Here is a 12,102-nt window from a genome sequence, read left to right as displayed (position 1 = left end):
GTGACTCCACCGGGCAGTGATGGAGATAGAACATGCTGACGCTCAGAAAAGCCTCGCAACGCGGTGTCGCCAACCACGGCTGGTTGAAGTCCTACCATACGTTTTCCTTCGGTCACTACCGCAACCCACTGGAGCAGGGGTTTTCCGACCTGCTGGTGATCAACGATGACCGCGTGGCGGCAGGCGGCGGTTTCGGCCAGCACCCGCACCGCGACATGGAAATTTTCTCCTACGTGCTGGAGGGCGCACTGGAGCACAAGGACACTCTGGGCACCGGTTCGGTGATCCGCCCAGGCGATGTGCAACTGATGAGCGCCGGGACCGGCGTTGCCCACAGCGAGTACAACGCCTCGACCACCGAGCCGGTGCACTTCCTGCAGATCTGGATCGTGCCGCAGGAGGCCGGCGCCAAGCCGCGCTACCAGCAGGAGCATTTCAGCCGGGAGAGCAAGCGTGGCCGCCTGCAGTTGATCATCTCCCCGGACGGCGCCGATGGCTCGCTCAGCGTGCGGCAGAACGCCTTGGTCTACGCCGGGCTGTTGGACGGCGACGAGCAGGCCACCCTGCAACTGGCAGCGGACCGCTACGCCTACGTCCATGTGGCCAGCGGCTCGGTGGAGCTCAACGGCCAGCGCCTGGAGGCCGGTGACGGTGTGCGGGTGCGTGAGGAACAGGCGCTGACCCTCAGCCGCGGCCTGGATGCCGAGGTGCTGGTGTTCGACCTGCGCGCACAGGAACTGCCGCGCATGCCAGGCTGACCGGCAACCGGCCCGGGAACCTCGGGGGCCATGCCCCCCGAGACGCCGCAAGGCCGGTTTGGTGTGCAGCACCTATACTCCCAGCGCAGAACTTTCCCTGCCTGCGGCCATTCCAATTCCCATGAACCCAACCGCACTGCTGGCCTATCTTCGTAATCGCGCGCCATGGGCCATGTTGACCCTGATGGCCGGGCTGTTGATCACGACTGTGGGTGCGGTGCAGACCTGGCGGGACAACCAGCAGACCATCGCCAAGGCGGTCGCCCAGGAGGCCACGCGCCTGGCCGATGCCGTGATCGGCCGGGTCAGCCTGTACCAGTACGGTCTGCGCGCCGCGGCCGGAGCGGTCTATGCCGTGGGTGTCGACAGCATGAGCCGCGAGCAGTTTCGCGCCTACATCGCTGCCCGCGACCTGCCCCACGAGTTTCCCGGCGCGCGCGGCTTCGGCGTGGTCCGCCGGGTGCCGGAGGAGCAACTGGCCGCCTTCAGCGAGCGCGCCCGGGCCGACCATTGGCCACAGTTCCTCGTGCATGGTTTCAATCCGCACAGCGGCGACCGGCTGATCATCCAGTACATGGAACCCCCCGAACGCAACCTCGGCGCGGTCGGCCTGGACATCGGCTCGGAACCCAGCCGCCTCAAGGCGGCACTGGACTCCACCCGCCTCGGCCAGACCCAGATCACCGCGCCCATCACCCTGGTCCAGGATCTCGGCCAGCCGAGCCAGTCGTTCCTCATGCTGCTGCCGCTGTACAGCCCGCCCGAGGTGCCAGCCACCGAGCAGGCGCGTATCGATCATTCGCTGGGCTGGACCTATGTCGCGCTGGTGATGAGCGAAATGCTCCAGGCCCTGGACATCGACCGCCAGCGCCTGCACCTGGAGTTCTTCGACGTCACCTACGGCGACAATCCGCTGTCCTTCTACAGCAGCGGCGAGAAGCCGAGCAACGACCTGGACGGCGCTGGCCACTACGTCATCGAACGGCCGGTGTTCGGCCGGGTCTGGCGGCTGCAATTCACCGCCTACCCGAAATTCGTCGCCGGCGTGCGGCAGACCTCCGCCTTGCTGGTGGCCGTGCTCGGCACCCTGGCCAGCCTGGTACTGGCGCTGCTGGTGCAGCTGCTCAAGGTCAATCAGCGTCGCGAACGGCTGGTGGCCGCGCAACAGGCGCGCCTGGCCGCTATCGTCGAGAGCTCGGCCGACGCCATCATCAGCATGGACCTGAAGAGCACCATCACCAGCTGGAACCGCGGCGCGGAGAAACTGTTCGGCTACAGCGCCGACCAGGTCATGGGCCGCAACCTGGGCCTGATGCTCGACCCCGAGGGCGACCTGGCGCTGCGCAAGCAGTACTTTCAGCGCGTGGCCCAGGGCGAGGTGGTCCATGGCCTGGAAACCGTGCGCCGGCACAGTGACGGCAGTTCCCTGCATGTGTCCATCACTCTGTCGCCGATCCATGGCGCCGACGGCCACGTGATCGGCCTGTCCAAGACCGTGCGCGACATCTCCGAGCAGAAGGCCGCCCAGGCGCGGATCCTCGAGCTCAACCACATCCTCGAAGGCCAAGTGCAGCAGCGCACGGGCGAGCTGTCCGAGCTCAACACCCTGTTCGACAGCATCCTGGCCGCCGCCATCGACGTGGCCATCGTCGCCACCGACACCCAGGGCATCATCCGCCTGTTCAACAAGGGCGCCGAACAGATGCTCGGCTACAGCGCCGCCGAGATGATCGGCCGGTGCACCCCGGCGGTCTACCATGATGCCGAGGAGCTGGCCGCGATGAACGCCGCGATGGCCAGCCGCTTCGGACGGCCACTGGAGGGTGTGCATGGCTTCATCCACAACGCCCTGAGCCAGGGACCCGCGCAGCACTACCAATGCCAGCTGGTGCGCAAGAGTGGCGAGCGCTTTGCCGTGCAGCTGCTGGTCAGCACCATCCGCGACGTCGACGGCGAGCTGAGCGGCTTTCTCGGCATTGCCATCGACGTCACTGCGCAGCGCCAGCTGGAGCTCAGCCTGCAGCTGGCCAAGGAAGAAGCCGACGCCGCCAACCGCGCCAAGTCGGCGTTCCTGGCCAACATGAGCCACGAGATCCGCACGCCGATGAACGCCGTGCTGGGCATGCTGCACCTGGTCCTGCAGACCGAGTTGAGCCGTGGCCAGCACGACTTCATCAGCAAGGCGCAGACCGCCGCGCGGCTGCTGCTGGGGCTGCTCAACGACATCCTCGACTATTCGAAGATCGAGGCCGGCAAGCTGCACATCGAACAGCTGCCGTTCGAGATCGACGTGCTGCTGCAGGACCTGGCGGTGGTACTGGCCGGCAACCAGACCAACAGCAGCGTGGAAATGATCTTCGATGTCGACCCGCAGCTGCCGGCGGTGCTGATCGGTGATCGCCTGCGCCTGCAACAGGTGCTGATCAACCTCACCGGCAACGCGCTGAAGTTCACCAGCCTCGGCCAGGTGGTGCTCAGCGTGCGCGAGCTCAAACGCAGCGCCGAGGACATTACCCTGCGCTTTGCCGTGGTCGACAGCGGCATCGGCATGAACGCCGAACAACTGCGGCGCATCTTCGAAGGGTTCACCCAGGCCGAGGTGTCCATCACCCGCCGCTTTGGCGGCACCGGCCTGGGCCTGCTGATCTGCCGGCGCCTGACGCGCATGATGAACAGCGACTTGAAGGTTGAAAGCGACCTGCACGTGGGCAGCCGGTTCTGGTTCGATATCACCCTGGCACTGGGCCGAGAGCCCGCCGAACTGTTGGCCCAGCAACAGGTGGCGACCCCCCGGGCGCTGAATGTGCTGGTGGTGGACGACAACCCGATCAGCGCCGAAATCCTCCTGCGTACCCTGCAGGGCCTGGGCTGGCACGGCGAGCATGCCAGCACCGCCGAGCAGGCCTTCGCCGCACTGGCCGCCCGCCCGGCCCAGGGCCCGCGCTTCGATGTGGTGCTGATGGACTGGCGCATGCCTGAAGTCGACGGCCTGGACGCCGCCACCCAACTCAAGCAACGCGCAGACCTGCAACCGGCGCCACCGGTGGTGATGATCACCGCCTATGGCCAGGAGGCCTTGATGCAGGCGCACAGTTTCGGCGAGCGGCCCTATGTCGGCGTGCTGAGCAAGCCGGTCACCGTCAGCCAGCTGGCACGCGCGCTGGGCGACGCCGCCCGCGGCCTGGCCATGGTCCAGTACGAAAAACGCATCAGTGCGCCGCAATTACCCCGCCGCCTGCTGGGCCGGCGCCTGCTGCTGGTGGAGGACAACAAGGTCAACCAGCTGGTCGCCTCGGCCATGCTGCGGGCCGAGGGCGCGGAGGTCGACGTGGCCGGCGGCGGCATCGAGGGGGTCCATAGCGTCATGGCCGCCACCCTGCCCTACGACGCCGTATTGATGGATGTGCAGATGCCGGACATCGATGGTTTCGAGGCCACCCGCCGCATTCGTGCCCAGGAGCGCTTCGACCGCCTGCCGATCGTCGCCATGACCGCCAATGTCACCGAGAGCGATCGCCAGGAATGTTTCGCAGCCGGCATGAACGAGCACGTTGGCAAGCCGATCGAGCTGGACAAGTTGGTGGCCATTCTCTTGGATCTGCTGGGAAAGCCGGCATTCGAGCGGTAGCTGGAAGATACGTGGGCCTATAGGATCCAATCCATAGTTCAGGATCCAATTTCCTGCAACTACCATTTGTCAGGTGATATCATCGGGCCAGTGATTTTCCCGTTGGCTTTGATATTCTCCCTCCCAAGCCCGAGACAGCATCCTGCGCATTTATCTCTGGCTATCTTCTGGAGTCCTCATGAACAACTACAAATCGCTGCCGGTTATCGGTCAGCTCATGGATGAGGCCACTGCGTCAGGCGTGATGCGCAACGTTACCACTGTTTCCATTCTGTCCCGCACCTGCGCTGCCGTCGCTCTGACCGCAGCCTGCCTGTTCGGGGCCACGGGTTGCTCGAGCAACTACGTGATCCACACTGCCGATGGCAAGACCTACGCCACCCAAGGCGCGCCGGAATTCACCGATGGCGGTTACTCCTTCACCGATTCCAGCGGTCAGCACAAGCAACTGCTGCTGTCGCAGGTCACCCGGGTGAGCAAACCCTGAGTCCCTGCTGCAGATGTGAAAAAACCTGGGCTAGCCCAGGTTTTTTTATGCCAGCGCTGACGCTTAGCGGCGCAGCAGACGGCTGATGATCACGCCGATGCCCGCACCGATGGCCAGTGCGGCAATCGGGTTTTCCTTGACGAAGGTGGTCACGCCGTCCAGCGCGTCGCCATAGGTTTCCTTGAGGTGGCCAGCCGCCTCGTGGCCCTTGCCTTCGGCTTCCACGCCGGGATCACCGACCAGCTTGCCGAATGCGCCTTGCGCCTTGCCTGCCAGTTTCTCTGCTGCGCCTTCCACTTGTTCGCTTTTCATGATGTTCCCCATATGGCTGAAGTGCCCGGTCAGTCGCTCGATGACGAGCGGTCAGCATCCGTATGGAGCTGCCGGTCCTGATGAGTTAGGGGGCGGGGGGTGGGGAATAGTTCCACCGGATCACGTTGCCCTCGGCATCAAGCCCCTTGGAGTACCCTCGGGTTGCCGTCACCGCCACAATCAGGCAGCCTGCCTGATTTGCGAGAGCCTGCCATGACCTTCAACCTCGACCAGACCTTCGACCGCCAGGGCACAGGCAGCAAGAAATGGAGCCTGTACCCAGACGACGTGCTGCCGATGTGGGTGGCCGACATGGATTTTGCCATGGCGCCGGCAGTGGTCGAGGCGTTGCGCCAACGTCTTGAACACCCATTGATGGGCTATTGCGTGCCCCAGGACGCCCTGCGCGAGACCCTGGTCGAGTACCTCTGGAGCGCCTATGCCTGGCGCGTCGAGGCCGACCAACTGGTGTTTCTGCCAGGCGTCGAGCCAGGGGTGAACATGGCCCTCAACGGCCTGCTGGCCAAGGGCAGCGGCGTGGTGGTGCAGACGCCCAACTACCAGCCCCTGCGAGTGGCACCCGGGCACTGGGACTTGCCGCTGATCGAGCTGCCGTTCAACGTTGACGCCAATGGCGAATACCCCACCGACCTTGCCGCGCTCGGCCGCGCCCTCAAGGACGCCGGTGCACTGTTGTTCAGCAACCCGCACAACCCGCTGGGCAAGGTGTTCGCCAGTGAAGAGCTGCACCTGATCGGCCAGGCCTGCGTCGACGCCGACGCGCTGATCATCTCCGATGAAATCCACGCCGACATTCTTTTCGACGGCCGCCGCCATGTCCCTATTGCCTCGCTCAGCCCGCAGATCGCTGCACGCACGGTCACGCTGATGTCGGCGAGCAAGGCGTTCAACATCGCCGGGTTGAAGACCGCCTTTGCGGTGATCCAGAACCCCGAGCTGCGCCAGCGCTTCAATGCCTCGCGCCTGGGCCTGGTGGACAGCGTCAACGCCTTTGGCCTGGAGGCGACCCAGGCAGCCTACGCCCATGGTGGTGAATGGTTGCAGGCCATGCTCGCCTACCTGCAAAGCAACCGCGACTACCTGGTGCAGGCCGTGGCCACACGCCTGCCGGGCATCCGCATGACGGTGCCGCAAGGGAGCTACCTGGCCTGGCTGGATTGCTCGGCGCTGGGCCTGGACGACCCTCAGCGCTTTTTTGTCGAACAGGGCAAGGTGGCCTTCAGCGCCGGCCCGGAGTTCGGCAGCGGCCAGGCGCAGTTCGTGCGCTTGAACTTCGGCTGCCCACGGGCCTTGCTCGAAGAAGGATTGACGCGGATGGAGCGGGCTTTGCGCGCACGTTGAGTCACCGGACGGGATCAAACCGGGCAGACCGCCGCTCGGGGGTCTGCCCTCTCCCAGCCATACCGGCCAGACCTGCGAAAAATGGAACTCCCCGCGCCCAGCCCATTCACAACTCCATTACCCAGGAGGCGTGGATCATGCACGACCCATTCAATCTTCACCGTTTCGTCGAGGCCCAGCGGCCGGTGTATGCGCGGGTGCTGGAAGAGTTGCAGCGCGGGCGCAAGAGCAGCCACTGGATGTGGTTCGTATTTCCGCAGCTGCATGGCCTGGGGCACAGCGAAATGGCTGAGCGCTATGCGCTGTCCGGGGCTGCCGAGGCCCAGGCGTACCTGCTGCACCCCTTGCTCGGCCCGCAGCTGGAGGAATGCGTCAGCGCCCTGCTGGCGCACCGCGACAAGACTGCATTGGAGATACTCGGCCACCCCGACGACCTCAAGTTGCGCTCCTGCTTGACCCTGTTCGCCAGCATTGCTCCGGAGCATCCGCTGTTCGCGCCGGCACTGGAGCACTTCTTCGCTGCGGACGCCGACGCCAAGACCTTGTTTTTGCTGGGCGAATGATGGCCAAGCGCCGTCTATCGCGCTTGCGCCACCTGCGCCGAACCCTGTGCAGCCGAGGCAGTCACACCTAGACCACTCAATTGACCCTCGTCCCCTATCGTCGCCAGCGACGGAGCCGTCGGAGCCGCCAGATGATCAGTCACAACCGTCCTGCCCTGCACCTTGCCCGCGCCCCAGCCGTCACGCCGCACAGCGACCCGTTGCTGGAACGCTACCAGCAGGTGCGGCGACGCACCGAAAGCCTGGTCGCCCCGCTCAGCGCCGAGGACATGGTGGTGCAGTCGATGCCCGACGCCAGCCCGGCGAAATGGCACCTGGCCCACTGCACCTGGTTCTTCGAAACCTTCCTGCTCAGTGAACACCTGCCCGACTACCGCCCGTTCGACCCCAGCTTCTGCTACCTCTTCAACTCCTATTACGAAGCCGTGGGCCCGCGCCATCCACGCCCGCAGCGCGGCCTGATGACCCGCCCGGCGCTGGAGCAAGTGGTCGCCTACCGGCAATACGTGGACCTGCACATGCATAGCCTGCTAGGCCAGCCTCTGAGTGACGAGGCTCAGCAGATGGTCACGCTGGGCCTGGCCCACGAGGAGCAGCATCAGGAACTGCTGTTGATGGACATCCATCACCTGTTCAGCCTGTCCTCGCTCAAGCCCGCCTACGACGCCAACTGGCCACGTGACCCGGCTGGGCGCCGTGGCCGCTTCAAGACGCTGAACGGCGGCCTGGTGGAAATCGGCCATGACGGCGACGGTTTCAGCTTCGACAACGAAGGCCCGCGCCACAAGACCTACCTGCAACCCTTCGAGATCAGCGACCGGCTGGTGACCAACGGCCAGTGGCTGGAGTTCATCGAAGCCAGCGGCTACGAGCAGGTCAACCTGTGGCTGTCCGATGGCTGGGCGACGGTGCAGAACGAAGGCTGGAAGGCTCCCATGTACTGGGTCGCTACCCCGGAAGGCTGGCACGAAATGACCCTGCGGGGTCTGCAGCCGCTGGACCCCAATGCCCCTGTGACCCATATCAGCTATTACGAAGCCGCCGCCTTTGCCCAGTGGGCCGGCGCCCGGCTGCCGACCGAAGCGGAATGGGAAACAGCCGCTGCCGGCGGCCAGCTGGAGCAAATCGACGACAGCGCCTGGCAATGGACCCAGAGTGCCTACAGCGCCTACCCCGGCTTCAAGCCGGCGGCCAGCGCAGTCGGTGAGTACAACGGCAAGTTCATGATCAACCAGATGGTCCTGCGCGGGGGCGCCAGTATCAGCGCGCCGGGCCACAGTCGCCCGACCTACCGCAACTTCTTCGGCCCTGGGCTGCGCTGGATGTGCTCGGGCCTGCGCCTGGCCCGTGACGCGCGCCTGCCGGGGACAGTCGAGCCACGGCACAAGGAACCGGCGGCCAGCGAATTCGCCCGCGACGTCATCGAAGGCCTGTCGGCCGAGCACAAGCACCTGTCGCCCAAGTACTTCTACGACGACACCGGCTCGCGGCTGTTCGAGGACATCTGCACCACCCCAGAGTACTACCCGACGCGCGCCGAAACCGCCCTGCTGCAACGCATCGCCGCCGACCTGGCCGCCGTGGTACCCACCGGTGCAGCCCTGGTGGAGTTCGGCAGTGGCGCGAGCGACAAGACCCGTCTGCTGCTCGATGCCGCTCCGCAGGTCGGCCTGTACGTGCCTATCGACATTTGCCGCAACGCCCTGGACCAGGCGGCCTCGCAGTTGCGTAACCGCTACCCGCGCCTGAGCATCGCCCCATTGGTGGATGACTTCACGCGGGCCCTGCGCCTGCCCTCCGCAGCCCGCGGTTTGCCGCGGGTGGGCTTCTTCCCGGGCTCTACGCTGGGCAATTTCACCCGTGCCCAGGCAGTGGATTTCCTGCGCTCGGCGCACACGCTGCTGGGGCGCGACGCGGCGTTCATCATCGGTGTCGACATGGTCAAGGAGCCGCAAATCCTGGAAGCGGCCTACAACGATGCCGCAGGCGTCACCGCCGCGTTCAACAAAAACCTGCTGACTCGGCTCAACCGCGAGTTGCAGGGCGACTTCGACCTCGAGGCGTTTCGCCACCTGGCTTGCTGGAACGCCGAACTGGAGCGCATGGAAATGCACCTGGTCAGCCTGCGCGATCAGCAGGTCACAGTCGCCGGGCAGGCGTTTCATTTTGCCGAAGGCGAGCGCCTGCACACCGAGAACTCCCACAAGTTCACCGCCCAGTCGTTCACCGAACTGGCGGCGCTGGCGGGCTGGCGGGTCAGCCACCAGTGGCTGAGCGACGCGCCGCAGGTGGGCATCTTCTGTCTGTATTAACCTGAGCGAGGGCACGGGCCATGGCCACGGCGCTGGACGAATACAACCGCAAGCGCAATTTCGACGCCACCCCGGAGCCGTCCGGCCCCAAGGCCGGCGCCAAGGGCAAGCGGCGCAAGGCCGGCGAACAGGCCCTGCAGTTCTGCATCCAGAAGCACGACGCCAGCCACCTGCACTATGACTTTCGCCTGGAACTGGACGGCACCCTCAAGAGCTGGGCGATTCCCAAGGGGCCCTCGCTGGACCCCAAAGCCCGACGTCTGGCGGTGCATGTCGAGGACCATCCGCTGGACTACGCCAGCTTCGAGGGGCAGATCCCCGAAGGGCATTATGGCGCCGGTGATGTCATCGTCTGGGACCGTGGCATCTGGCAGCCCGAGGGCGATCCCCATGAGGGCTACGCCAAGGGCAAGCTCAAGTTCAGCCTGCAGGGCGAGAAGCTTGCGGGCGTATGGAACCTGGTCAAGACCCATCTGCAAGGCAAGAAAGAGCAATGGTTCCTGATCAAATCCAAGGACCAGGCCGCGCGGCCCGAGGCCGAATACAGCGTGACCGAGGCCTTGCCCGACAGCGTCCTCAGCGAGCGTACCCTGGTGGCGCCGACCCAGGCCGACCGAGCGGCGCCAGGCAAGGCCGCGGCAGCCGCCAAGGTGCGTCCCATCAAACAGGCCCCGGCCAAGCGCCGGACGCCCGCCAAGGGCAAGTTGCTCGAGGGCGCCGAACCGGCCAAGTTGCCGGCCAGCTTCAAGCCGCAGCTGGCGACGTTGGTGGAGTCACCGCCAGGTGGCGAGTGGCGCTACGAGATCAAGTTCGACGGCTACCGGCTGCTGGCGCGCATCGAGGGCGACCAGGTGCAGCTGTTCACCCGTAACGGCCACGACTGGACGGCGAAGATGCCCGAACAGGCCAAAGCACTGGCCGCCCTCGGCCTGCAGGAAGGCTGGCTGGACGGCGAAGTGGTGGTGGCCAACGAGCACGGCGTGCCGGATTTCCAGGCTCTGCAGAACGCCTTCGAGACCGGCAAGAGCGGCGCCATTGTCTATTACCTGTTCGACCTGCCCTACCTCAATGGCATGGACCTGCGCCAGGTGCCAGTGGAGCAGCGCCGCGCCGCCCTCAGCGAGTTGCTCAAGGGTCATGTCAGCAAGGACAGCGTGCTGCGTTACTCGGATGATTTCGCCCAGACCCCGGAGTCACTGCTCGACAGCGCCTGCCAGCTGGAGATGGAGGGCCTGATCGGCAAACGCGTGGGCAGCGCCTACACCTCCAGCCGCAGCAGCAGCTGGGTCAAGCTCAAGTGCAAGCGCCGCCAGGAATTCGTGATCGTGGGCTACACCGACCCCAAGGGCAGCCGCAGCGCCTTTGGCGCCTTGCTGCTGGGCCTGCACGACGCCGACAGTGGCGAACTGCGCTATGCCGGCAAGGTCGGCACCGGCTTCAATGAAACCACCCTGCGCACCCTGCACAGCCAGTTGCAGCCTTTGCAGACTGCCAAGCCTGCGGTGAGCAACCCGCCCACGGGCAGCGAGCTGCGCGGGGTGCACTGGTTGCAGCCCAGCCTGCTGGCCGAGGTCGCCTATGCCGAAATGACCCGTGACGGCTCGGTGCGCCACGCCGTGTTCCACGGCCTGCGCCAGGACAAACCCGCCGAGGACATCACCGTGGAAACCGCGAGCAAGCCAGGCAAGGCCAATGCGCCAGCCAAGCCCAAAACACCCTCGACCCGCAAGGCTAAGGCCGCCAAGCCGGCCCAGGCCGACCCCGCCGACCTCGGCGGCCAGGTGCGCATCACCCATCCCGAGCGGGTCATCGATGCCAGCAGCGGTACCACCAAGATGCAACTGGCCGAGTACTACGCGCGCATCGCCCCCTGGATCCTGCCGCACCTCAAGCAACGACCGGTCGCCCTGGTGCGTGCGCCCGAGGGCATTGCCGGCGAACTGTTCTTCCAGAAGAACGCCGAGCACCTGGCCATCCCGGGCATCGAGGCCTACACCAAGGCCGAGGCCGGCCAGGCGGCCATGGTCATCAACAATGCCGAGGCGCTGATCGGCGCGGTGCAGATGGGCAGCGTCGAACTGCACACCTGGAACGCCACCGCCAAGGACTTCGAGCACCCGGACCGCTTTACCCTGGACCTGGACCCCGACCCGGCGCTGCCGTGGAAGAGCATGGTCGAGGCCACCCAGCTGGTGCTGACGGTGCTCGATGAGCTGGGCCTGACCGCCTTCCTCAAGACCTCAGGCGGCAAGGGCATCCATGTGGTGGTGCCCCTGACCCGCAAGGGCGATTGGGACGAGGTCAAGGATTTCAGCCATGCCATCGTCAAGCACATCGCCAGGCTGGTGCCCGAGCGCTTCTCGGCGGTCTCGGGGCCGAAGAACCGCGTCGGCAAGATCTTCATCGACTACCTGCGCAACGGCCTTGGCGCCACCACCATCTGCGCCTTTGCCGCTCGGACGCGCGAAGGCTTGCCGGTGTCGGTGCCGATCTATCGCGAGGAACTGACCGAGATCAAGAGCGCCAACCAGTGGGATATCCATAACGTCCACGAACGCTTGCAAACGTTGGAAGGAGACCCCTGGGAGAAATTCTTCAGCACCCGCCAGAGCATCACCGGCGCCATGAAAAAGCGCTTGGGCTAGCTCAATAATCTGGCCGGGCCTTGAATGTGGGAGGG

At 65.5% G+C, this 12,102-nt stretch carries 8 protein-coding genes; 7 read left to right on the top strand and 1 reads right to left on the bottom strand.

Going from position 1 to position 12,102, the window contains the following annotated elements; translation table 11 throughout:
• Positions 1–32 precede the first annotated feature (32 nt).
• From SFA35_RS09585 to SFA35_RS09575, 3 genes are all read left to right on the top strand, one after another.
• Complete coding sequence (locus tag SFA35_RS09585) at positions 33–758, top strand: pirin family protein (protein ID WP_320577631.1); 726 nt, start codon at positions 33–35, stop codon at positions 756–758.
• A gap of 121 nt (positions 759–879) precedes the next feature.
• On the top strand, positions 880–4,386 hold the full coding sequence (locus SFA35_RS09580; RefSeq protein ID WP_320577628.1) for a PAS domain S-box protein: 3,507 nt from the start codon (positions 880–882) through the stop codon (positions 4,384–4,386).
• 178 nt (positions 4,387–4,564) lie between these two features.
• Positions 4,565–4,873: a YgdI/YgdR family lipoprotein gene (locus SFA35_RS09575; protein ID WP_320577626.1), complete on the top strand. Its 309-nt coding sequence runs from the start codon at positions 4,565–4,567 to the stop codon at positions 4,871–4,873.
• A gap of 63 nt (positions 4,874–4,936) precedes the next feature.
• Here the strand turns inward: SFA35_RS09575 and SFA35_RS09570 are convergent, their stop codons facing one another.
• Positions 4,937–5,185: a CsbD family protein gene (locus tag SFA35_RS09570; RefSeq protein ID WP_320577624.1), complete on the bottom strand. Its 249-nt coding sequence runs from the start codon at positions 5,183–5,185 to the stop codon at positions 4,937–4,939.
• A gap of 213 nt (positions 5,186–5,398) precedes the next feature.
• Between SFA35_RS09570 and SFA35_RS09565 the strand changes: the two genes are divergently transcribed.
• The 4 genes from SFA35_RS09565 to ligD all read left to right on the top strand — a co-directional run bounded on the left by SFA35_RS09565 (position 5,399) and on the right by ligD (position 12,067).
• The gene (locus SFA35_RS09565; RefSeq protein WP_320577622.1) at positions 5,399–6,547 is read left to right on the top strand and encodes a PatB family C-S lyase; all 1,149 of its coding nucleotides are present in this window, start codon (positions 5,399–5,401) and stop codon (positions 6,545–6,547) included.
• A 137-nt stretch (positions 6,548–6,684) separates the two neighbouring features.
• Complete coding sequence (locus tag SFA35_RS09560) at positions 6,685–7,110, top strand: DUF1810 domain-containing protein (protein WP_320577620.1); 426 nt, start codon at positions 6,685–6,687, stop codon at positions 7,108–7,110.
• A 131-nt stretch (positions 7,111–7,241) separates the two neighbouring features.
• On the top strand, positions 7,242–9,422 hold the full coding sequence (gene egtB / locus SFA35_RS09555; RefSeq protein ID WP_320577617.1) for an ergothioneine biosynthesis protein EgtB: 2,181 nt from the start codon (positions 7,242–7,244) through the stop codon (positions 9,420–9,422).
• A 20-nt stretch (positions 9,423–9,442) separates the two neighbouring features.
• A complete protein-coding gene (gene ligD, locus SFA35_RS09550) occupies positions 9,443–12,067 on the top strand; it encodes a DNA ligase D (protein ID WP_320577615.1) in 2,625 nt (874 codons plus the stop codon).
• The last annotated feature ends 35 nt before the right edge of the window (positions 12,068–12,102 follow it).

Origin of the sequence: Pseudomonas sp. HR96 (assembly GCF_034059295.1) — a bacterium.
Taxonomy (GTDB): Bacteria; Pseudomonadota; Gammaproteobacteria; order Pseudomonadales; family Pseudomonadaceae; genus Aquipseudomonas.
Note: the sequence above shows the minus strand (reverse complement) of the source record. Positions and strands in the feature narration are given on the sequence as shown.

Bases quoted from the DNA above. Each gene is read 5' to 3' on its own strand.
- SFA35_RS09585 (WP_320577631.1), top strand. From the start codon at position 33: ATGCTGACGCTCAGAAAAGCCTCGCAACGCGGTGTCGCCAACCACGGC.
- SFA35_RS09580 (WP_320577628.1), top strand. From the start codon at position 880: ATGAACCCAACCGCACTGCTGGCCTATCTTCGTAATCGCGCGCCATGG.
- SFA35_RS09575 (WP_320577626.1), top strand. From the start codon at position 4,565: ATGAACAACTACAAATCGCTGCCGGTTATCGGTCAGCTCATGGATGAG.
- SFA35_RS09570 (WP_320577624.1), bottom strand. From the start codon at position 5,185: ATGAAAAGCGAACAAGTGGAAGGCGCAGCAGAGAAACTGGCAGGCAAG.
- SFA35_RS09565 (WP_320577622.1), top strand. From the start codon at position 5,399: ATGACCTTCAACCTCGACCAGACCTTCGACCGCCAGGGCACAGGCAGC.
- SFA35_RS09560 (WP_320577620.1), top strand. From the start codon at position 6,685: ATGCACGACCCATTCAATCTTCACCGTTTCGTCGAGGCCCAGCGGCCG.
- egtB (WP_320577617.1), top strand. From the start codon at position 7,242: ATGATCAGTCACAACCGTCCTGCCCTGCACCTTGCCCGCGCCCCAGCC.
- ligD (WP_320577615.1), top strand. From the start codon at position 9,443: ATGGCCACGGCGCTGGACGAATACAACCGCAAGCGCAATTTCGACGCC.